At 69.5% G+C, this 21,454-nt stretch carries 18 protein-coding genes, 2 pseudogenes and 2 riboswitches; of the genes and pseudogenes, 15 read left to right on the top strand and 5 right to left on the bottom strand.

Translation table 11 applies throughout. The features are described from left to right. Window position 1: 1 nt before the first annotated feature. The 7 genes and pseudogenes from ACXJJ3_RS11555 to ACXJJ3_RS11525 all read left to right on the top strand — a co-directional run bounded on the left by ACXJJ3_RS11555 (window position 2) and on the right by ACXJJ3_RS11525 (window position 7,042). Window positions 2-730, top strand: coding sequence for an ABC transporter permease subunit (locus tag ACXJJ3_RS11555; RefSeq protein WP_458169982.1), 729 nt, complete (start codon window positions 2-4; stop codon window positions 728-730). After that, entirely contained in the window at window positions 727-1,635 is a 909-nt protein-coding gene (locus ACXJJ3_RS11550) for a carbohydrate ABC transporter permease (protein ID WP_458169981.1), read from the top strand. The genes ACXJJ3_RS11555 and ACXJJ3_RS11550 overlap by 4 nt, the downstream gene beginning before the upstream one ends. Window positions 1,636-1,656: 21 nt before the next feature. Beyond that, entirely contained in the window at window positions 1,657-3,282 is a 1,626-nt protein-coding gene (locus ACXJJ3_RS11545; RefSeq protein WP_458169980.1) for a hypothetical protein, read from the top strand. Window positions 3,283-3,313: 31 nt separating this feature from the next. Further along, window positions 3,314-4,366 carry a Gfo/Idh/MocA family protein gene (locus ACXJJ3_RS11540; RefSeq protein WP_458169979.1) on the top strand — a complete coding sequence of 351 codons (1,053 nt, stop codon included), beginning with the start codon at window positions 3,314-3,316 and terminating at the stop codon, window positions 4,364-4,366. Beyond that, window positions 4,363-5,529 carry a Gfo/Idh/MocA family protein gene (locus ACXJJ3_RS11535; protein ID WP_458169978.1) on the top strand — a complete coding sequence of 389 codons (1,167 nt, stop codon included), beginning with the start codon at window positions 4,363-4,365 and terminating at the stop codon, window positions 5,527-5,529. Before ACXJJ3_RS11540 ends, ACXJJ3_RS11535 begins: the two co-directional genes overlap by 4 nt. Window positions 5,530-5,598: 69 nt before the next feature. Next, window positions 5,599-5,757: pseudogene (locus ACXJJ3_RS11530) on the top strand (hypothetical protein); the annotation flags it as partial. Between the two features lie 151 nt (window positions 5,758-5,908). Continuing rightward, complete coding sequence (locus tag ACXJJ3_RS11525; RefSeq protein WP_458171881.1) at window positions 5,909-7,042, top strand: alpha-N-acetylglucosaminidase TIM-barrel domain-containing protein; 1,134 nt, start codon at window positions 5,909-5,911, stop codon at window positions 7,040-7,042. Between the two features lie 397 nt (window positions 7,043-7,439). On the opposite strand, the gene ACXJJ3_RS11520 is transcribed toward ACXJJ3_RS11525, so the two are convergent. After that, a complete protein-coding gene (locus ACXJJ3_RS11520) occupies window positions 7,440-8,279 on the bottom strand; it encodes an SAM-dependent methyltransferase (RefSeq protein WP_458169977.1) in 840 nt (279 codons plus the stop codon). 186 nt (window positions 8,280-8,465) lie between these two features. On the opposite strand from ACXJJ3_RS11520, the gene ACXJJ3_RS11515 reads away from it, so the two are divergent. The 4 genes and pseudogenes from ACXJJ3_RS11515 (at window position 8,466) to ACXJJ3_RS11500 (ending at window position 12,128) form a co-directional block, all read left to right on the top strand. After that, a complete protein-coding gene (locus ACXJJ3_RS11515; protein WP_458169976.1) occupies window positions 8,466-9,371 on the top strand; it encodes a metal ABC transporter solute-binding protein, Zn/Mn family in 906 nt (301 codons plus the stop codon). Next, window positions 9,368-10,159 (top strand): metal ABC transporter ATP-binding protein, encoded by a 792-nt coding sequence (locus ACXJJ3_RS11510; protein WP_458169975.1) that lies wholly within the window; start codon window positions 9,368-9,370, stop codon window positions 10,157-10,159. Before ACXJJ3_RS11515 ends, ACXJJ3_RS11510 begins: the two co-directional genes overlap by 4 nt. Continuing rightward, a pseudogene (locus ACXJJ3_RS11505) lies at window positions 10,156-10,995 on the top strand (metal ABC transporter permease); the annotation flags it as partial. The gene ACXJJ3_RS11510 and the pseudogene ACXJJ3_RS11505, both read left to right, overlap by 4 nt. 188 nt (window positions 10,996-11,183) lie before the next feature. Then, window positions 11,184-12,128 carry a methylenetetrahydrofolate reductase gene (locus tag ACXJJ3_RS11500; RefSeq protein ID WP_458169974.1) on the top strand — a complete coding sequence of 315 codons (945 nt, stop codon included), beginning with the start codon at window positions 11,184-11,186 and terminating at the stop codon, window positions 12,126-12,128. Here the strand turns inward: ACXJJ3_RS11500 and metE are convergent. Continuing rightward, the gene (metE, locus tag ACXJJ3_RS11495; RefSeq protein WP_458169973.1) at window positions 12,118-14,403 is read right to left on the bottom strand and encodes a 5-methyltetrahydropteroyltriglutamate--homocysteine S-methyltransferase; all 2,286 of its coding nucleotides are present in this window, start codon (window positions 14,401-14,403) and stop codon (window positions 12,118-12,120) included. The two genes, ACXJJ3_RS11500 and metE, sit on opposite strands and share 11 nt — an antisense overlap. Window positions 14,404-14,453: 50 nt before the next feature. Next, window positions 14,454-14,673: riboswitch (cobalamin riboswitch) on the bottom strand. Window positions 14,674-14,711: 38 nt separating this feature from the next. Next, a riboswitch (adenosylcobalamin (AdoCbl) riboswitch) is annotated at window positions 14,712-14,800 on the top strand. 48 nt (window positions 14,801-14,848) lie between these two features. On the opposite strand from metE, the gene ACXJJ3_RS11490 reads away from it, so the two are divergent. From ACXJJ3_RS11490 to ACXJJ3_RS11475, 4 genes are read left to right on the top strand one after another with little or no spacing between them, the layout of a single operon-like run. Then, window positions 14,849-15,064, top strand: a complete 216-nt coding sequence (locus ACXJJ3_RS11490; RefSeq protein ID WP_458169972.1) for a CbtB domain-containing protein — start codon at window positions 14,849-14,851, stop codon at window positions 15,062-15,064. A 13-nt stretch (window positions 15,065-15,077) separates the two neighbouring features. Next, window positions 15,078-15,917 (top strand): CbtA family protein, encoded by an 840-nt coding sequence (locus ACXJJ3_RS11485; protein ID WP_458169971.1) that lies wholly within the window; start codon window positions 15,078-15,080, stop codon window positions 15,915-15,917. Next, window positions 15,914-16,597, top strand: a complete 684-nt coding sequence (locus ACXJJ3_RS11480; RefSeq protein WP_458169970.1) for a (2Fe-2S)-binding protein — start codon at window positions 15,914-15,916, stop codon at window positions 16,595-16,597. The genes ACXJJ3_RS11485 and ACXJJ3_RS11480 overlap by 4 nt, the downstream gene beginning before the upstream one ends. 54 nt (window positions 16,598-16,651) lie before the next feature. Beyond that, a complete protein-coding gene (locus tag ACXJJ3_RS11475) occupies window positions 16,652-18,157 on the top strand; it encodes a DUF222 domain-containing protein (RefSeq protein ID WP_458169969.1) in 1,506 nt (501 codons plus the stop codon). Window positions 18,158-19,144: 987 nt separating this feature from the next. Here the strand turns inward: ACXJJ3_RS11475 and ACXJJ3_RS11470 are convergent. Genes ACXJJ3_RS11470 through ACXJJ3_RS11460 form a run of 3 tightly spaced genes read right to left on the bottom strand, consistent with a single transcriptional unit; the run spans window position 19,145 to window position 21,397 of the window. Continuing rightward, complete coding sequence (locus ACXJJ3_RS11470; protein WP_458169968.1) at window positions 19,145-19,753, bottom strand: bleomycin resistance protein; 609 nt, start codon at window positions 19,751-19,753, stop codon at window positions 19,145-19,147. Further along, window positions 19,753-20,748 carry a HEAT repeat domain-containing protein gene (locus ACXJJ3_RS11465; protein WP_458169967.1) on the bottom strand — a complete coding sequence of 332 codons (996 nt, stop codon included), beginning with the start codon at window positions 20,746-20,748 and terminating at the stop codon, window positions 19,753-19,755. The genes ACXJJ3_RS11470 and ACXJJ3_RS11465 overlap by 1 nt, the downstream gene beginning before the upstream one ends. Further along, on the bottom strand, window positions 20,735-21,397 hold the full coding sequence (locus tag ACXJJ3_RS11460; protein WP_458169966.1) for a HEAT repeat domain-containing protein: 663 nt from the start codon (window positions 21,395-21,397) through the stop codon (window positions 20,735-20,737). The genes ACXJJ3_RS11465 and ACXJJ3_RS11460 overlap by 14 nt, the downstream gene beginning before the upstream one ends. Window positions 21,398-21,454: the final 57 nt, after the last annotated feature.

Genomic DNA, 21,454 nt, shown 5'->3' with positions numbered 1-21,454 from the left:
GGTGATCTTCAACGGTGACGCCGAATTCTTGAACGCGGTCAAGAACACGCTGATTCTGACGCTGATCCAGACCGTCATCGTGTTCCCGGCGCCGATCGTGGTGGCCCTGGTCCTGCACAGCCTGCTGTCGAACAAGCTCCGGCAGTTCGTGCAGACGATCATCTATCTGCCGCACTTCATGTCCTGGGTGATCGTGGTCGCGATCTTCCAGCAGGTGCTCGGTGGCACCGGGATGATCAACAACTGGCTCCGCAGCCACGGCTACAGCCCGATGCACATCATCGGCAACGTGGAGGCGTTCCGGGCACTGCTCACCTCGCAGGTGCTCTGGAAGGACACCGGCTGGGCGACGATCCTGTTCCTCGCCGTGCTGTCCCAGATCGACCGCTCGCTGTACGAGGCGTCGGCGGTGGACGGCGCCGGGCGCTGGCGGCAGACCTGGCACGTCACGCTGCCCGGGCTGAAACCGATCATCATCCTGCTGCTGATCCTGAAGCTCGGCGACTCGCTGACCGTCGGGTTCGAGCAGATCATCCTGCAGCAACAGGCGGTCGGCGTCGACGCCAGTGACGTCCTCGACACGTACGTCTACAACAACGGCATCCTCGGCGGCAACTGGGGGGTGGCAGCGGCGGTCGGCCTGGTGAAGAGCGCCGTCGCCCTGACCCTGGTGCTGTCCGCCAACAAGATCGCCCACCGCCTCGGCGAGGAAGGCGTGTACCGCGGATGACAACCAAACAGCCCAAGACCCTGGTCGGTGGCATGCCGATGCCGGGTATCACCGAACGCATCGTCAAGGCGGTGTTCCTGACCGTCATCTGCGCGGTCGTCATCCTGCCGTTCGTCGGCGTGATCTCGACCAGCCTGGCGCCGGCCGAGGAGGTCACCAAGGCCGGCGGGTTCGTGATGTTCCCGACCAAGGGCATCGACTTCACGGCGTACCGCTCGATCCTGTCCGGCGGGACCGTGACGCAGGCGCTCCTGGTGAGCGCGTTCGTCACGGCCGTCGGTACGACGATCGCGGTCGCGCTGACCTGCACGCTCGGCTGGGCGCTGAGCCGCCGCGGCACGATCGGCAACCGCGCGCTGCTGCTGCTCGTACTGATCAGCCTGCTGTTCAACCCGGGCCTGATCCCGTCCTACCTGACCGTCCAGCAGTTCGGACTGCTGAACAGCCTGTGGGCGGTGATCGTGCCGGTCAGCGTGAGCGCCTTCAACGTGATCGTGGTCCGCTCGTTCTTCGTTGGCCTGCCCAATGAGATCATCGACGCCGCGCGGATCGACGGCGCCTCGGAGTGGAAGCTGTTCCGCTACATCGGCCTGCCGCTGTCCAAGGCCGTGATCGCGGTGATCGGCCTGTTCTACGGCGTCGGCTACTGGAACAGCTTCTTCAACGCGATGCTCTACCTCAACGACAGCGCCAAATGGCCGCTGCAGCTGGTGCTGCGGACGTACGTCGTGAACGGCGTCGAGATCGGCGGCCAGGACCTCGGACTCGCGGGCGAGGCGGCCCCGCCGCAGACCTCGATCCAGATGGCGATCCTGATGATCTCGGTGGTCCCGATCCTCTGCGTCTACCCGTTCATCCAGCGCCACTTCGCCAAGGGCGTGCTCACCGGCGCCGTCAAGGGCTGAAACTTCTCAGAGAGGAACCTTATGAACGTGCAAGATGCGCGGCTCGGCCGCCGGGCCGTGCTCGCCGGTGCGGCGGCGCTCGGGCTGGCCGGCACGGTCGGCTGCTCGAACAACGGCCGCGGTGCGTCGGGAGCGGGGAACGACGAGGCCACCAAGACCAAGATCCGCCCGGCGTACGAGCGGTACGACGGCGTGAAGCCGGACCTGCCCGGCGCCGAGTACAAGATCCCGGACGCGTTCAACAAGTACCCGGCGAACCCGGTCCAGGCGATCACCCAGGCGCCGGGCGACGGCAAGCCGATCACGGTGACGACGTACACGAACACGCCGATCCCGCCGAAGCTCGAGCAGAACACGTTCTGGCAGGAGTTCAACAAGCGGGTCGGATCGCCGGTCCAGGTGAACCTGACGCCGTCGGTGGACTACGACAAGAAGTTCGCCACCGTGGTCGCCGGCGACCAGCTGGGCGACGTCTTCACGGTCGGCAACGTCCCGCAGACGCCGCAGATGCTGGCCGCGAAGGCCGTCGACCTGACCCCGCACCTGTCCGGCGACAACATCAAGAAGTACCCGTACCTGGCGAACCTGCCGGAGCTGGCGTGGAACTCGGGCATCTTCGACGGCAAGATCTACGGCGTCCCGGTACCGCGCGGCGCGATCAGCTCACAGGTGATGTACAGCCGCGGCGACATCCTCGAGGCGCAGGGCCTGAACGCCGAGGTGAAGAGCTCGGACGAGTTCCTCGAGCTCTGCAAGGCGCTGACGAACAAGAAGCTGAACCGTTTCGCGCTGGCCACCGCGCCGACCCAGTTCGTCCGGAACATGTTCGACATCCCGAACGCCTGGAGCAAGGACGGCGACAAGCTGGTCAGCTCGCTCGAGCACGACGGCCAGGAGGACGTGCTCAAGCTCCTGCAGCAGCTCTGGAAGTCGGGCTACATCCACCCGGACGCGTACTCCGGCCAGAACCTGGACATGAAGACCCGGTTCGCGAACGGCTCCAGCCCGCTCGTCCAGGACACGTTCAGCGGCTGGCCGACGTACCTGCAGACGATGACCGACCCGAAGGCGTCGATCTCGATCATCGCGCCGCCGAAGCACGACGGATCCGGCAAGGGCACGATCTGGCTGGGCGCGCCGGCGATCGGCGTCACCGCGATCAGCAAGAAGGCCGAGGCCCGGGTCGAGACGCTGCTCGCGTACCTGAACTTCCTCGCGACGCCGTTCGGCACCCAGGAGTACCTGTTCCGCAAGTACGGCCTGGTCGGCGTGCACCACAAGCTGGTGAACGGCAACCCGGTGCTGAACGCGAAGGGCTTCAGCGAGGTCCAGCTGGGCCTGATGTACACCGCGGACGCGCCGTGGACGATCTTCCTGCCCGAGCACGCGGGCAGCGCCGAGACTCAGTTCAACGCGATGAAGGGTGTGGTCCCGACCGCGCTCGACAACCCGGCCGCGGGTCTGTACTCGGAGACCAGCAACCGCAAGAACAAGCAGCTGAACGACGCGATCAACCAGGTCACCGACGACATCGTGCAGGGCCGCAAGCCGATCTCCGCCTGGGCGCCCGCGGTGAAGAAGTGGAAGAGTGACGGCGGGGACAAGATGGCCGAGGAACTCGCCCAGGCCCTCAAGTCCTCGCGCTGAACATCCGGAACACGTTTACGGAAGGAACACCTTGACCTCCAGTCAGCACGTCAGGTTCGCCGCCGTCGGGCTTGACCATTCGCATATCTTCGGGCAGGTCGCCGGCCTGATCCGGGCCGGTGCCGAGTTCGTCGGGATGGCCACCGACGACCCGGGTGCCGCGGTCGCGACGCAGCTGCGCGAGCGCTACCCCGACGTACCCTTCGCCGACAACCCGGACGAGCTGATCGCCCGGGACGGCATCGACGTGATCGTCACCGCCGCGGTGCCGGACCGGCGCGGGCCGATCGCGGTCTCCGCGCTCCGGGCCGGCAAGGACGTGGTCGCCGACAAGCCCGGCTGTACCACGCTCGACCAGCTCGCCGAGATCCGGCAGGCGGTCGCCGAGACCGGCCGATTCTGGTCGGTCACGTTCTCCGAGCGGTTCGAGGTACCGAGCGCGATCAAGGCCGGCGAACTCGTCCGCGAGGGCAAGATCGGCACCGTCGTCCAGACCCTCGGCCTCGGGCCGCACCGGATCGGCGACCGTGCCCACCTGGCCGGCGGCGCCGGCCGCCCGGACTGGTTCTACGACAAGGCGCGGTACGGCGGCATCCTGGCCGACATCGCCTCCCACCAGGTGGACCAGTTCCTCTGGTTCACCGGCGCGACGACCGCCGAGGTGGTCAGCAGCTCGGTCGGCAACTTCGGCAACCCGGACGACCCCGGGCTGCAGGACTTCGGCGAGATGCTGCTCCGCAGCGAGAACGCGCAGGGCTATATCCGGGTCGACTGGTACACCCCGGCCGGGCTGCCGACCTGGGGCGACGGGCGGCTGATCATCCTCGGCACCGACGGCTACATCGAGCTCCGCAAGTACATCGACATCGAGGGTCGCGACGGCGGCAACCACCTGTTCCTGGCGAACCAGGAGGGGACGCAGTACATCGACTGCTCGGACGTCAAGACCTCGTACTACGAGGACCTGATCCACGACGTCCGGGAGCGGACCACCACCGCCGCGCCGCAGGAGCACACCTTCGAGGCCACCCGGCTCGCACTCGTCGCCCAGGAGACCGCGGTGCTGCGCGGAGCCGCCCGATGACCGACGATGTCCTCAAGGTCGCGATCGTCGGATGCGGCAACATCAGCCGCCGGCACGCCGAGGCGTACGTGAGCACCGGCCGGACCGAGCTCGTCGGTACGGCGGACCTCGACGTCGCGAAGGCGCGGACGCTGGCCGAGCGGTTCGGCGGGCGCCCGTACGGCAGCCTGACCGAGCTGCTGGCGGCCGAGGAGCCGGACCTGATCTCGATCGCGACGCCGCCGGAGAGCCACGGCGAGCTCGCGATCGAGGCGCTGGCCGCGGACCGGTCGGTGCTGCTGGAGAAGCCGCCGGTGCTGAGCCTGGAGGAGCTGGACCGGGTCGCGAAGGCCGAGGCGGACAGCGCCGGGTCGGCGTCGGTGGTGTTCCAGCACCGGCACGGTTCCGGCGGGATCCGGGCGCACGACCTGCTCGGCCGCGGTGCGCTCGGCCGGCCGCTGGTCGCGGTCTGCGAGACGCTGTGGTTCCGGCCGGTCAGCTACTTCGACCCGGAGTGGCGCGGTACCTGGGTCGGCGAGGGCGGCGGCCCGACGCTCGGGCACGGCATCCACCAGATCGACCTGTTGCTGCATCTGCTCGGGCCGTGGAAGACGATCGACGCGACCGCCGTCCGGCTGGACCGGCCGGTCGAGTTCGAGGACGTGTCGATGGCGTCGGTGGTGTTCGAGAGCGGCGCGGTGGCGACCGTGATCAACAGCCTGCTGTCGCCGCGGGAGCTGAGCCGGATCCGGATCGACACGGCCGGCGGCACGCTCGAGGTGAACCACGTCTACGGGTACTCCGACAAGGACTGGACGTTCCACCCGGCCCCGGATGCGGCGAAGGCGGCCACCCTCGGACTGGACCCCGGCGTCCGCAAGGCCGAGGGCGCCGAGTCCGCGGCCGCTGCCGATCCGTGGACGGCGTCGGCGGGCACCGACGTACCGAGCAACCACGAAGCGCAGATCGGCCACCTGGTCGACGACCTGCTGGCGGGTCGCCCGCACGGCACGTCGCTGGCCAGCACGCGGCCGACGATGGAGTTCGTCACCGCGCTGTACGCGTCGTCGATCACCGGCACCCGCGTCCAGCGCGCGGACCTGACCCCCGGGCACCGGTTCTACGGCATGTTCCACGGCGGCTTCCCCAAGGAAGAAATCGCCGAGGCTTTCCGCACCACCTGAGGTTCCACCAGGAGGCAGGGTTTGGAGTCCCACGACTGCCGGGCGGCGTCCGCCCCGGCCCAGCAGGCGATGTTCGCCCGGGTGGCCGGCAAGGTCGCCGCCCGGCAGGTGTGTTTCGAGATCGTCCCGGCCGCCGACGGCGTCGAGCGGTTCACGATCTCGGGCCACGCCGGGCACGTCACGATCAGCGCCACCACCCCGTCGGCCGCGAACCAGGGCGCCGGGTGGTACCTCAAGTACGTCGTGCACGCGGCGGCGAACCTGGGCAACCCGCACCCGGTGGTCCCGATCCCGGTGCCGGCGCCGTCGAGCCCGATCACCCAGGTCGCGAACACCGCGAACCGGTACCTCGGCAACGACACCCAGGACGGCTACACCGATCCGTACCTCGGCTGGTCCGGCTGGCAGGACCTGCTCGACGTCTACCCGCGCGTGGATCCCGCTGCCGACCACGCAGCCGTGGTGGGCGATGCAGAACGTGTCGAACTACGGCGCCCCGATCGCGCAGGCGCTCCTCGACCAGCGGGCCGCGCTCGGGCGCAGCATCTCCGACCGGGCCCGCGAGCTGGGCATGGTGCCGGTGCTGCCCGGGTTCATCGGGACCGTCCCGACCGACTTCGCCGCGCACGCCCCGGCCGGTACGACGATCCTCCCGCAGGGCAACTGGTCCGGCGTACCGCGACCGTCCTGGCTGGCCCCGACGGACCCGTTCTTCGCCGAGGTCGCCGCGTCGTACTACCGGCACGCGGACGAGATCCTCGGCAAGAGCACGCTGTACCGGATGAACCCGCTGCAGGAGGGCGGTTCATCCGGCGGCATCCCGCAGCAGGACATCACCGCGAGCATCATGGCGGCGCTACAGGCCAACGAGGCCGGCGCCACCTGGATGCAGCTCGGCTGGGAGCACAACCCGACGACGGCGCAGCTGGCCGGGATCGCGGACAAGAGCAAGTTCGTGGTCAGCGACGGGCTGTCCGACGCGGTCGCGACGTTCGGGCGGGAGAGCGCCTGGCCGGACGCGAAGTACCTCTTCGGCTCGATCTACGCCTACGGCGGGCACACCGTGATGGGCGCCACCGGGCAGCTCTGGATCGACCGGTACTACTGGCAGTTGAGTGCTCCGGGCAACAACATGACCGGGATCGCGGTGATGGCCGGTGCCGCCTGGGAGATCATCGGCGGTACGGCGTACTGGTTGCCGCGGCCCGCGAACGGTACGCACGCGGAGCCGGCCGAGACGCTCTTCGTCGCCCGGCCGAGCCTGACCGCGCGGAACGCCGATCCCGCCTCGCCGAAGCAGCAGCCGTACGACATGAACCGGTTCGCGACGGCGCTGCCGCAGTTGTTGCTTGCGGCACCGAGCGTCGTCCAGCGGGCGGCGTACGACTTCGACCTCGCCGACGTGGCGTCGACCGTGACCGGGAACGAGACGCGGACGTTGCTACCGGACAGCTACAGCGGGCTGCTCCGCGGGTATTACAGGAGAACTGGAAGGCGTACTTCGCGACGCTGACCAAGGCCCTCCAGGACGGCACCGCGCCCGCGCCCATCGACCGGATCGCCCGCGCGAGCAGCTACGTGACCTCGGCGCCGACGTACGCGACCAAGCCGTCCGGCAGCACGATCCAGGCGGCCACCGCGATCGCAGACACCCTCGAGCTGTACGCCTGACGGCCTGCACATCCTCATGGCCACGGAGAACCGTTACACCGCGACCGCGCGGTTCGCGATCGGCCTGACCCTGGTCGACCACTGGACGATGGACAGTACGACGATCACCGACGGCAGCGCCACCATCACCACGTACCGATCTACTCCGGAGCTCTCACCGCCACCCAGGTCCAGAACCTCTACACGTCGTAGTTCAGCGTGCAGGGGTGTGCTGGACCCTGTCCGACCTGGTGTAGCGGTCAGGGCTTGCGGCCGACGCCCACCCAGAGGCTGCACATGATGTCGGTGAACTCGCCGCGGTCGACGTACGCCTGGGTCTCGTCGTCGGGGAACCAGCGGAACGGCGACACGACGCCCGGCTCGACCAGCTCGGTGCCGTCGAAGAAGCGGGTGACCTCGTCCTTGCTACGGACCTGGGCCTCGCCGCCGTCGGCCTTGTAGACGACCATCGCGCGCTCCCACAGCTCCGGCGCGAAGTCCGGCGTGCAGTGCGAGAAGATCAGCAGCGAGCCCGGGGCGAGCGGCTCGACCAGCTGACGGACCAGGTCGTACGGCTTCAGGTGGTCGGGCAGGTAGTGGAAGACGCCGACGATGCTGAGCGCGACCGGCTTCGTGAAGTCGATCAGCTCCTTGACCTCGTCGGACTCCAGGATCGCCTGCGGGTCCGTGACATCGGCCTCGAGGTACGCGGTCTTGCCCTCCGGTGAGCTGACCAGCAGCGCGCGCGAGTGGGCGAGCACGATCGGGTCGTTGTCGGCGTACACCACGTGCGCGGACGGGATGATCTTCTGGACCACCTCGTGCAGGTTCGGCTCGGTCGGGATCCCGGTACCGATGTCGAGGAACTGCGTGATGCCCTGCTCGGCGGCGTACTTCGCGGCCCGGTGCATCCACATCCGGTTCGACTGCGCCGCGGTGCGGAAGCCGGGGAAGGCCTGCAGCAGGTGCTCTGCCGCCTGCCGGTCGGCGGCGAAGTTGTCCTTCCCGCCGAGGAAGTAGTCGTACACCCGGGCCGGGTGCGGCCGGTCGAGGTTCAGTTGGTCGTACATCCCCGGTTCGGCGTCGTGCGATTCGGCCATGAACATCCCATTCGCGGTGCGGGTCCAGAACTGAAAAGTCATCGTAACCGGCGCACGACTCACCGTGACACCGGCATCAAACCCTACTCCGGTCAGGCGTCACTCCACAGTGCTCGGCGCGTCCGCGGAACGGCATGCGATAATGATAACGATTGTCATTTCATCCGCTCGAAGATTGGTCGTACCGTGGATCGCAGACTGCTCGTTCTGCCTGCTCTTGCCGCCGCTGCCGCACTCGGAATCAGTGCCTGCTCGTCCGGGGACCAGGCCGCCGTCGATTCGTCCGCCGGCAAGGTCAAGGTGGTCGCGTCCACCGACGTGTGGGGCGACCTGGCCGGCCGGGTCGGCGGCGACAAGGTCGAGGTGACCTCGATCATCACCAGCCCGGACGCCGACCCGCACGAGTTCGAGGCCGGCACCCGCAACCAGGCGGCGCTGGCCGGCGCCGCGGTCGTGATCGAGAACGGCGGCGGGTACGACGACTTCATGGACCGGATGCTGAAGACCGCGAAGAACCCGTCGGCGACGGTGCTGAACGCGGTCACGATCTCGGGCAAGACCGGCGAAGGGCTCAACGAGCACGTCTGGTACGACTTCCCGACCGTCGGCAAGGTCGTCGATCGGATCGAGCAGGCGTACGCGAAGGCCGCGCCCGCGGACGCGTCGACGTTCCAGCAGAACGCCACCGCGCTGAAGCAGCAGCTCGACGGCCTCGTGCAGCAGGAGGCGACGCTGAAGACGAAGTACGCCGGGCAGCCGGTCGCGATCACCGAGCCCGTGCCGTTGTACCTGCTGGAGGCGGTGGGCCTGCAGAACAAGACGCCGGCCGAGTTCAGCGAGGCGATCGAGGAGGGCAGCGACGTCCCGGCGAAGGTGCTCGACGCGACGCTGCAGCTGTACAGCAGGCACGAGGTGAAGCTGCTCGCCTACAACGAGCAGACCAGCGGCCCCGCGACCGAGAAGCTGCTCACCGCCGCCAAGCAGAACAACATCCCCGTGGTCCCGGTCACCGAGACGCTGCCGAGCGGCAAGGACTACATCGGCTGGATGACCGCCAACCTCGACGCCGTCGGCGCCGCGCTCGGGCAATGAGCGTCGTTCTCACGGTGGAGCAGGCCGCGCTCGGCTTCGGGTCCCGGAAGCTCTGGGACGGCCTCGACCTGCAGGTGCACAGCGGCGAGCTGATCGCCGTCCTGGGGGCCAACGGGTCGGGGAAGTCCAGCCTGCTCAAGGTGATCCTCGGTCAGACCCGGCTCTGGTCCGGCTCCGCGACGTTCCTCGGTACGCCGGTCCGTCGCGGCGACCGGCGGATCGGGTACATCCCGCAGCAACGGCTCGCCGAGGACGGCGTACCGCTGCGGGGCCGGGACCTGGTTGCGCTCGGCGTCGACGGGCACCGGTGGGGGATGCCGTTCCCGTCGCGGCGCCGGCGGCAGCGGGTGAACCGGCTGCTGTCGTCGGTCGGGGCCGAGGCGTACGCGTCCACCCCGCTGTCGTCGTTGTCGGGCGGTGAGCAGCAACGGCTGCGGATCGCGCAGGCGCTGGCGGCCGACCCCCGGCTGCTGTTGTGCGACGAGCCGCTGCTGTCGCTGGATCTGCCGTACCAGCGGCTGGTCAGCGACCTCGTCGACGACGCCCGCCGGCGGCTCGACCTCGGCGTCCTGTTCGTCACCCACGACATCAACCCGATCCTGGACAAGGTCGACCGGGTGCTCTACATCGCCAACCGGCGCTTCCGGATCGGTACGCCGGACGAGGTGCTGACCACCGAGGTACTGAGCGAGCTGTACGACGCGCCGGTCGAGGTGATCCGGCACAATGGCCGGATCCTGGTCGCGGGCGTCCCCGAGCAACAGCACCATCCGGCAGGTGCGCGATGAACATCTGGTCGGAGATCTTCAACTTCTCCGGGTACGGCGAACTCCTGCCGCTGCTGAAGAACTCGATCATCGCGTGCGTCGTGCTCGGCGTCGTCGGCGGGCTGATCGGCGTGTTCGTGATGATGCGCGACATGGCGTTTGCGGTGCACGGCGTCAGCGAGCTGTCGTTCGCCGGTGCCGCGGCCGGGCTGCTGTTCGGCGTCAGCGTGGTCACCGGGGCGCTCGTCGGGTCGCTGGTCGCGGCGTTGCTGATCGGCGTACTGGGGTCGCGGGCGCGGGACCGCAACTCGGTGACCGCCGTACTGATGCCGTTCGGTCTCGGGCTCGGGATCCTCTGTCTCGGGCTGTACCACGGACGCGCGGCGAACAAGTTCGGCCTGCTCACCGGGCAGATCGTGGCGATCGACGACCCGCAGGTGAAGTCGCTGATCGCGATCTCGGTGCTGGTCGCCGCCGGACTCGTGCTGGTCTGGAGACCGTTGCTCTTCGCAAGCACCGACGCCGGCGTCGCGGCCGCCCGGGGCGTACCGGTCGGGGTGCTGTCGATCGTGTTCATGATCCTGCTCGGGCTCGCGGTCGCGGTCTCGGTGCAGATCGTCGGAGCACTGCTCGTGCTCTCGTTGCTGGTCACCCCGGCCGCCGCGGCGCTGCGGGTCTCGTCGTCGCCGGTTGTGGTCCCGTTGCTCAGCGTCGCGTTCGCCGTCACCTCGTCGGTCGGCGGAATCCTGCTGTCCGCGGGCAGTTCGGTCCCGATCAGCCCGTACATCACCACCATCTCGTTCCTCATCTACCTCAGCTGCCGCCTGATCCGAAGGAGTTCCCCATGGCTGTCCCGAAGCGCCGTTTCGGTGGTTCACCTCTCAAGCGGACCGTTTCCAGGCCGCATGCGGCAGGTGAAGGGGCCGTTTGAGAGGTGAACCACCGAAACGGGGGAGGCGCTCAGGTCGGCAGCCTGAAGTCATCGATGTCGCCGGATCGGTAGGCTGGCGGGCGCAGTCAGTACGCCGTGGCCGAGGAGAGACGCTTGAGACCTGAGTCCGCCGCCGTTCGCCCGGAGCTGTCGACGATGCTCGGCGCCGGGCGCCGTACGGAGTTGCTGCTGTACGGGATGACGCCGCCGCGGCAGTCGATCGCCCCGGACGCGCTCGAGCGCTTCACCGCGGTCACCCGGACGCGGCTCGAGCAGCTCGACATCGACGCGGTGATCCTCTACGACATCGACGACGAGGCGCAGCGGGTGCCGGACGAGCGGCCGTTCCCGTTCAGCCCGACGATGGACCCGGCCGACTTCCTCGCCGACCACCTCGCCTGGTGGGACCGGCCGACGATCGTGTACCGCTCGGTCGGCAAGTACAGCGAGTCCGAGCTGGACTCCTGGGTACGCCGTACCTCCGGCCGGCTCGGCACCGTGATGGTCGGCGCGCCGACCAGCTCCGCGGAGGTCCGCACCACGCTGCCGGCGGCGTACGACCTGTGGCAGCGCTGCGGGTCGGCGCTCCCGCTCGGGGGTGTGACGATCCCCGAGCGGCACTCGTCCCGCCAGGACGAGCACCACCGGCTGCTCCGCAAGCAGCGCAGTGGATGCTCGTTCTTCGTCACCCAGATCATCTACGACGTCGGCGCCGCGATGGACCTGGCCTCCGACTACCTGTACCTGTGCCGCGAACAGGACGTCGAGCCGGTGCCGCTCGTGTTCACGCTCTCGATCTGCGGCTCGGTGAAGACGCTGGAGTTCCTGGCCTGGCTGGGCGTCCGCGTCCCGCGCTGGCTGCGCAACGAGCTGGTCCACTCGAGCGACCCGGTCGCCGACTCGTACGCGCACTGCGTCGAGATCGCCCGCCGGTTGTCGGCGTACTGCCGCGACCGCGACCTCCCGTTCGGCTTCAACATCGAGAGCGTCTCCACCCGCCGGATCGAGAACGACGCGAGCGTCGAACTGGTCAAGGAACTCCGCACGTTCATCGGCTGAGCCCGGTCCGCAGCTCCCGGGCCGCGGCGACCACGTTGTGCAGGGAGTCGCGGACCTCGGGCCAGCCGCGGGTCTTCAGACCGCAGTCCGGGTTGACCCACAGCCGCTCGGCCGGGATCGCGTCGAGGCCCTTGCGGAGCAGCGACACGACTTCCGGCGTACCGGGGACACGCGGGGAGTGGATGTCGTACACGCCGGGCCCGACGCCGCGCGGGTAACCGGCGTCGGACAGCTCGCGGGCAACCTGCATATGCGAGCGGGCCGCCTCAAGGCTCGCGACGTCGGCGTCCAGGTCGTCGAGCGCGTCGAGGATCTCGCCGAACTCGACGTAACACATGTGCGTGTGGATCTGCGTCTCGTCCCGTACGCCGCTGGTCGTCAACCGGAAGGCGTCCGTACCCCAGGTCAGGTACGCGGCGCGGTCGCCCGTCCGCAACGGCAGCGTCTCGCGCAGCGCGGGCTCGTCGACCTGGATCACGAGCGCGCCCGCGGCCTCCAGGTCGTTGACCTCGTCGCGCAGTGCCAGCGCGACCTGACGCGCGGTCTCGCTGCGCGGCTGGTCGTCGCGGACGAACGACCAGGCCAGCATCGTCACCGGCCCGGTCAGCATCCCCTTCACCGGGCGGTCGGTGTTGAGCTGCGCGTACGCCCACCAGCGGACGGTCATCGGCTCCGGGCGGGAGATGTCGCCGAACAGCACCGGCGGCCGGACGTAGCGCGTCCCGTACGACTGGACCCAGCCGTGCTGCGTGGCGAGGTACCCGTCGAGCTGCTCGGCGAAGTACTGCACCATGTCGTTGCGCTCGGGCTCGCCGTGCACCAACACGTCGAGGCCCGCCTTCTCCTGGAAGTTCAGCACGTCGCGGATCTCGGCCTCGATCCGTTCCTCGTACTGCCGGCCATCGATTCGGCCGGCCCGCAGGTCGGCCCGCGCCTGGCGCAGTTCGGCGGTCTGCGGGAACGACCCGACAGTAGTTGTCGGAAGCAACGGTAGTCCGAGTTTCACCTGCTGTGCGGCGCTTCTGGCGGCATAGGGCGACGTACGGCGGCTGTCGGCCGGTGTGACCGCCGCGACCCGCGCGCGGACCGCGGTGTCGTTGGTCAGCGGTGCGGACGCCCGGGCCGCGAGCGTCGTGCGGTTGGCGTCGAGCTCGGCGGTGATCATCTCGGTGCCGTCGGTCAGAGCGCGCTTCAGCAGCCCGATCTCGCGGGTCTTCTGCCGGGCGAACGCGAGCCACGGGCGGACCTCGGCATCCAGGTCCGGCTCGGCGTCGACGTCCAGCGGTACGTGCAGCAGCGAGCAGGACGCCGCCACGTCGACCTGCCCCGCGAGGCCCATCACCTGCGCGAGGATCGACAGCGACGCCGGCAGGTCGTTGACCCAGACGTTCCGGCCGTTCACCACACCGGCGACCAGTCTCTTGTCACGCACCGCGGGCGTCGCGGCCAGATCGGCGAGGTTCGCGGCTGCCGGACCGGTGAAATCGATGGCCAGACCCTCGATCGGCGAGTCGGCCAGCATGGGCAGCGCCGCACCGAGGCGGTCGAAGTACGACGCCACCAGCAGCTTCGGCCGATCGGTCAGCCCGCCGAGTGTTGCGTACGCCGAGGCAGCGGCCTCCAGCTCGGCGGTAGTTCGGTCCTGGACCAGCGCGGGCTCGTCGAGTTGCACCCACTCGGCTCCGGCGGCGCGCAGGTCCGCGAGGATCTCGGCGTACACCGGTAGGAGCTTGCCGAGCAGCGACAACGTGCCGGTCAGGCCTCCTGCGGGCTTGGACAGCAGGAGATAGGTGATCGGGCCGAGCAGGACGGGCCGCGCGGTGAGTCCCAGCGCGAGTGCTTCCCGCAGCTCGGCGACCTGTTTGCCGGAGTCGGCGGTGAACGTCGTGTCCGGGCCGAGCTCGGGGACCAGGTAGTGGTAGTTGGTGTCGAACCACTTGGTCAGTTCGAGCGGTGCCAGGTCCTGGCTGCCGCGGGCCATCGCGAAGTACCCGTCCAGCGGGTCGGCGGCGACGGCGTCGCGGTACCGCTCGGGGATCGCGCCGAGCATCACGGTGGTGTCGAGGACGTGGTCGTAGTACGAGAAGTCGCCGGTCGGCACCTCGTCGATCCCGTCGGCGGCCAGCTGGGCCCAGTTCGCGGCCCGCAGTTCGGCGGCGGTACGGCGCAGTCCGTCGGCGTCGACGGCGCCCTTCCAGTAGCCCTCGACGGCCTTCTTCAGTTCACGATTCCCGCCTTGGCGCGGGTACCCGTACACGGTGGAACGTGCAGTCATGGGGAAACTCTCCTTCGCGAGTCCGTCCCGGTGTGAGTCCGCACACACAGGGGTGTGCGCGGGCAGTGGCAGGTCTTCGGACTCGCGGGCCCGTCCGGTCTGGTTCCCCGGACACCTACTGGTCGTCGCTTCCCAGGCATACCCGCCCAGTGCTCGATGACGACGGTCGTTCCCACTCACCGCTGCGGGGCAGTCCCGGATTCCCACCGGGTTCCCTCTTGCGACGGCCTGACTGGCGGCCAGGTCGAACCAGCTGCACTCGCCAGGGTAGTGCAGGTCGGCAGGGAACCCTGTACGCTCCGGGATGAGTGACGGCGCAAGGAAGCCGATGGGAATTCGGCACGGTCGCGCCACTGTGAGCCGGACAGGTCCGGTAAGTCAGATACTTCGCCGTCACGACGCTCCACCGGTAGCGGGACGCACGATCCCCTGAAGGAGGCTCCACGTGAGTAATCTGCCTGCACCCTCGACCGCGTCGACCCCGGTCGTCCTCCCGGTCTCGAAGGCCGTTCTCTGGCTGGTCGGTACGGCGTTCCTGGCATTCCTGGTGTACTACTTCATCGGCGTCGACCAGGGCGCGTACTCGGTCTTCGGCAAGGACACGCACATCCACGAGTTCGTGCACGACGCACGGCACTTCCTCGGCTTCCCCTGCCACTGAGCTCGCTGAACTGATGGAGCACAAACTGATCCTCCGCGGCCTGCTGGCCGGCGGAGCGGGCGGCCTGGCCGCGTTCGTCTTCGCGCGGATCTTCGCCGAGCCGCAGATCCAGGCCGCGATCGACTACGAGACCGGCCGCGACGCCGCGCAGGACGCCCTCGACAAGGCGGCCGGACTGCCCATCGAAGCAGCCGGACCGGACATCTTCAGCCGCACCTTGCAGGCGAACCTCGGGATCGGCGCCGGGCTCGTGCTGTTCGGCGTCGCGATGGGCGCGCTGTTCGCGGTCGCGTACACGATCTGTCTCGGCCGGGTCGGCAGGCTCCGCCCGCGGACGCTGGCGATGCTGGTCGCGGCCGGCGGCTTCCTCGGCTTCTACCTGGTGCCGTTTCTGAAGTACCCGGCGAACCCGCCGGCGATCGGCCACGAGGCCACGATCCACGACCGCGGCAACCTGTACCTGGTGATGGTGGTCTGCTCGGTGCTGTTCCTGCTCGGAGCCGTTGCCCTGGGCAAGCGCCTGCAGCCGCGCCTCGGCAACTGGAACGCCACCCTCGTCGCGCTCGCGGCGTACGTCGTGCTGATCGGTGTCGTGATGGCCCTCCTGCCGTCGCTCGGGCATCTCGCCGCGAACGTGCAGGAGTACGGGCGGCACGCGACCGAGACCCCGCGGCCGCTGACCGACGACAAGGGCACCATCGTCTACCCGGGCTTCGACGCGGACCTGCTGTCCGCGTTCCGGCTGTACTCCGTCGGGGCGCAGGTCCTGCTCTGGGGCGTGATCGGCCTGGTGTTCGGCCCGCTCGCGGACCGGCTGCTCCGCACCCCCGCACCGGTCGCGAGCACGGCGTGACGCTGTTCGCGGAGCTGGGGCCGTTCTTCGGTGTCGAGCAGCACACGGGCTCGGCGCCGGAACCGCCCTGGCGCCGGATGTCCGAGCTCGTCGACAACCCGTCGGTCCTGCGGGACCGCATCGCCCGGACCCGCTACTACCTGGGGACGGTGAGCGGCCGGTCCGCCGAGGCGGTCGAGGTCCGCGTGGCCGCGTCGGTCACGCACCTCGGCCTGGTCGCCCGCCTGATCTCGCCCGCGCTCGCCGCCGCCGTCCTCGACCGCGGCGTACCGGCGCTCTCCCTCGACCAGCTGTACTGGCAGCCGGTCCTCGGCGGCGCGTTCCCGCTTTCGCTGCCCCCGATCCCGGCCGGCGGCGATCTGCATACGGCCCTCTTCGACGGCCCGATCCCCGCGATCGCCCAGGCGTTCGACCTGTCGTCCCACATCCTCACCGGCAACGTCGCGTCGGCGGTCAACGGTGCTGCCACCGCCCTCGCGAACGCGGCCCCGGCGCTCGCCGCCCGCGCCCGCAGCGTCGCGAACACCCTCCTCGCCGTCGAACCGTTGCGCGACGCCCACACCACCGACCCGTTCCGCCGCCGGAGCTGCTGCCTCATCTACCGCGCCGCCCCCGACCACAACGGCCCCCTCTGCGGCGACTGCGTGCTGGCCAAATCTGTGGATAACTCTTTCCCTTGAAAATAAGGGGAATCGGCTTTGAAAACTGTCGGACGTGGCGGCTAGAGTCTTGGCATGGACATTCTCGGCGGACGCCCAGTGGTTGCTCTAGGCAACCATGAGGTCTTGCCTGCCCTCGACCAGGTGAACGCCGAGATCATCCGCCTGGAGTCTCTCCGCCTCCAACTCATCGCCCGCGCCGAAGAATCCGGCCTCGCCCAGGACCTCGGCGCCCGCGACACCGTCGAGCTCCTCACCTTCCGCCACCACCGCAACCGCCCGGAGGTCTGGCGCGACGTCCGCCTGGCCCGCGCGCTCCCCAAATACAAGACAGTCGCCGCCGCCCTCGACACCCTGCAAACCGGCCATGCGTCGGCGATCGTCACCGAACTAGAACGCGTCCGCACCCGCGTCCCAGTAGAAGACCTCGACATCGCCGAGGAACAACTCGTCGGGCTGGCCGCGCACCTGTCCCCGAACGAGCTGCGCACCGCCGCGAAGCAGCTCTGCAACCTCCTGGACTCCGACGGCCCCGAACCCGAAGAGCAGAAGGCCTACCAGCGCGAGTCTTTGACTCTCACCAATGCAGAGAACGGCGTAAAGTTCCGCGGCTACCTGGCCAACGAGAACGCCGAGCTGCTGCGCGCGGTCATCCACACCGGCGCCCGCCCCCACAAGACCGTGGACGGCGAACACGACCCGCGCGCCCGCGACAAGCGCCAGGCCGACGCGCTCACCACCGCGCTGACGGTCGCCTCGAATGCGTGGGACACAGACACCCCTGGCCACGGCGCCAAAGCGAACATCACCGTGACGATCGACCTCGAAGACCTACGTACCGCGACCGCCAACGCAACCGCTCGATCCGGCCAGCCCGGCGGTTCCGGCCAGCCCGGCGGATCCGGCCAGAGCGCCGGGACCGGTCGGACGGTGTACGGCGACGACCTGTCCGCCGCCACCGTCCGCCGCCTCGCCTGCGACGCCAACGTCATCCCCTTGGTATTGGGCTCCAACTCCGAACCCCTCGACGTCGGCCGCCGCGAACGCCTCGTCACCCGCGCCATCCGCCACGCCCTCAACGCCCGAGACCGCGGCTGCGTCGTCTGCGCGGCGCCCCCGGTGATGTGCGACGCCCACCACCTCATCTCCTGGCTCGACGGCGGACCCACCGCCGTCGACAACCTGGCGCTGCTGTGCCGCCGCCACCACGTAGACCTCCACGCCGGCCGCTGGACCATCACCATCACCAACGGCAAAGTCCACGTGCAACGCCCAACCTGGGCCAACCCGGTACCCGTCGCCGCACCAGCACACGCGCTCCTGGCACATCCCGATGCTCCAGTCGCCGAATCACCACCCGACTCCCCGCACACGCCGCCAGGCGACGTACCCACCTGCCCCGCGCACCCCGGCAACAGACCACCAGACAAGCCCCGGGGCGATTCAGACCCGCCCGCCCCACCAACCAGCCGCTGGAAAGCCGACGAAGCAACCCTCGCCGCCGCCGCCCGCTTCGCCGTCTGGGGCACGCGCACGCCCACGACCCCCGCTACCGGTCCGCCGCACTTCGCCACCATCTGATGCCCGGCCCAGCCCGGGCAACACCCACCAACCCGTCGAGCGCCGGTCCTCACCACCGCACTCGACACATCGAGCGCGCCTCCGGGCCTTCCGGCCCGGTGTCCCACGAAGCCTGCACCACACACCAAACCGCAGAACGGAGACAGCCACCCCACCAGCACGGGTCCACCGAACGAGGCCAAGTCAGCCACCGCGGACAGGGCCCTCGACGTCGGCCGCCATCAGCACCCGACGCCGGCTACATCCGCACCGCTGTGCATCCGCACCGCATCCGCACCGCTCGCGGAACGTGTCACGTGCGCGGTGCGCGCGCTGCTCGCAGTAGTCGCAGCACCGGCCTTTCCACGCGGTGTCCACGTATGCACGGTATCCGCCATATTCGCAGTGCATGCGGGACACAAGGCATCTGCCGCAGCAGCACCCGTCGTACCTGCGCCGCCCGTCGTACCTGCTGCGCTCGTCGTGCCCAGCGCACCCGGCGTTGTTCGCGACACCCGTGGCTCCCGCCAGACTCGCGGCGCCTACGGCAGCCGCTCTAGTGCCCAAGAAACGTTCGAGTCGTAACCCGCCCGCCGTGCCCGAGCTGGACCAGCTCCGGGGTTGGCCTCTCAGTTGGTGGGTTTGTCCCCCGGCATGCAAGGCGCCAACCCACCAGCTCAGAGGTCAACCCTGCACCTGCAACTGGACAGGACGTATACGCGCGCGACGCCGTCTACCGGCCGGCGTCGGGCGTGAGCTCACGAGTTGGTACCTACCGCGCGCTCCTGCGGTACTCGCGTCAGCGGCCGTGCGCGCGGGTGCCCGCCGTATGCGCAGTACCTGAGGGACACGAGACGCCTGCCCTACAAGCGGCATCCGCCGTCTTCGCGGTACCTGCGCGGCTGGACCTACCCGTCGTACCCGCGGTACTCGCCGCAACCGTGGGTCACTCGCTGAACGAGTAGTGCTCGTGATCGTGGATCCTCGCGGGCGGTCTCGCGCTGACGATCAGTCGAGGTACCCGGTCGCCGGGTTGATGCCGGACAGGAAACCGCTGATGGCCCGGCGGTGGTCGGCCTCGGTCCGGGTGAGGTCGCGGGAGCCGGACTCGCTGAAGCCGTAGCCCGGGTTGCGGCCGCTGAGCCAGGTGTAGTCGAAGGTGCCGGGGTGGTCCGCGCGGGTCGAGACCTGGAAGCGTTCGCCGTCGACCTCCAGCACGGTCGCGGGCGACTGGAAGCGGAGCAGGTACCCGTCCGGATCGGCCACCAGGAACTGCTCGACGCCGACCTCACCCCGATCCGTCCGGTACCACTTGGTCTCCGGCTCCATGAACAACGGCAGGCCCGCGCGGTGCAGCGCTTCCAGGATCGGCGTGATCGACGGTACGGCGATCTGCAGGTTGATGCCCCGCCCCAACGGCCGCTCCAGTGCTCCGGTCACCCAGTTCCGTCCGACACCGGCCTGTTCGAGCATCACATGCGCTCCGCCGAGCACGACGTACGCGAACCCTTCCTCGGGTCGCGCGTACCGCACCTCGAAGCCGCACACCCCACACCAGAACTCGGTGCTCACAGCAACCGACTCGACAAGCAACTCCGGGACGAGCGCGGGATCCATCAGCCCATGATGCCAAACCGCAGCAGTGCCTTCGCGGTCAGGGCGACGGGGGTTTGGGGGTCCTCGGTGAGGGATTCGAGGGTGGTGCGGGTGAGGGAGGGCGGGAGTTCGCCGAGGGCCTGGACGAGGCGGACGCGGGCTTCGGGGGTGCTGTTCGCGAGTTTGTGGGTGAGCGTGGTGAGGATGTGCGTGGCGGTGCCGGGGTCGGTAGTGAGGGTGGCCAGGGTCTCGGCGGCCTCGACGTCGTTGGTGCCTTCGATGATCAGGGTGACCAGGGCGGGTACGGCGGAACGCTCGCCGCGGGCGCCCAGCGACAGCGCGGCGTGCTTGCGGACCTCGACGTCCGGGTCCTTCAGGGCTGTCGTGAGGATCGGGACCGCTTCCGCGCTGGAGACCTCGGCGATCGCGACGACCGCGCGCCGGCGGATCGTGACGTCGTCGGAGCGGAGTGCGGGTGTCAGCGCGGCGAGGACGTCGTCGGTCGAACGCTGCAGCGCCCAGCGCAGCGCGCCCGCGACGTTCGGGTCGGACTCGGTGAGCAGCGCGGCGGCGAGTACCTCGGTCGGCAGCTGGTCCTCGGCCGGCGCGAGCACGGCCTGCTGGCGCCGGGCCGCGCTGGGGGAGTTGAGGCTGTGCAGCAGCTCGACGACCCGCAGTACGTCGGGCCAGTCGCCGGGCGTGGCCGCGTCGATCGCGCGCAACCGGTCGAGGAGTTCCTGCTCGCGCTGCACCCGTTCCTCGGTCCGCCGGATCAGGTCGCCGAGCAGCGCAGGCGCCGCGAACCCGGGGTCCTCCAGTGCGCGCCCGATCTCGCGCAGCGACAGACCGAGCGACCGCAGCACCTCGACGTGGAAGATCCGCCGGATGTCGTCGTCGGCGTACTCGCGGTACCCGCCGACCGTCCGGCCGGTGGGCCGCACCAGCCCGAGGGACTCGTAATGCCTGAGCATTCGCGAGCTCACCCCGGACCGGCGGGCCACCTCACCGATGAGCATGCTGCTCCCGGACCTGTTGCGGGCCGAGGGCAACGGCTCGTTTCGCCTCGTCGAGCAGTGCCCCGAAGTTCGCCTCCGGGTCCCGCAGCAGCCGCTCGGTGGCGCGGGCGTGCGCCTGCACCTTCGCCTTCCGGCTCGCCAGCCCGCCGGCCAGCGCCTCGTCGGCAGCATCGCCCAGCTCGACCAGCGCCCGGCTCAGACTCAGCTGTACGTCGCGGTCGCCGCGCCCGAGCTCCGTCGCCAGCTCCTTCGCGAGCTGCTGCTCCGCACCGGCCGGAACCAGCCCGACCGCCGTCCGCCAGGCAGTCCGCCGGACCTCGTCGTCCGGGTCGTGCAGCAACTGCCGGGTGATCGCCGGCCAGGTCGCCGGGTCCTTCAGCTTCGACAGCGTGTGCAACGCCTGACTCCGGGCCTGCGCGTTCGCCGAGTCCAGCTCCGCGACCACCTGCGGCAGCACCACGTCCCGCGGCAGCTGGATCAACGCCCAGGTCAGCATGTCCCGCACGAAGAAGTCCGGCTCCACCCCACACCGCGCCACCAGCACCTCGACCACCTCGGGGTCGGCCTCGGCGCCGATCGCCATCGCCGCCCGCAGCCGCGTCGACGTGTCCGCCGCGGCCAGCAGGCGCGGGTCGTACTTCGGGTTCACACGAACCACCTCCTGCCTGCCAGTCAAGACCTTGACACTGTGTCAAGGTCAAGCATC

The sequence above is a fragment of the Kribbella sp. WER1 genome (assembly GCF_054189145.1).
This window is presented reverse-complemented; position numbering and strand designations above follow the sequence as displayed.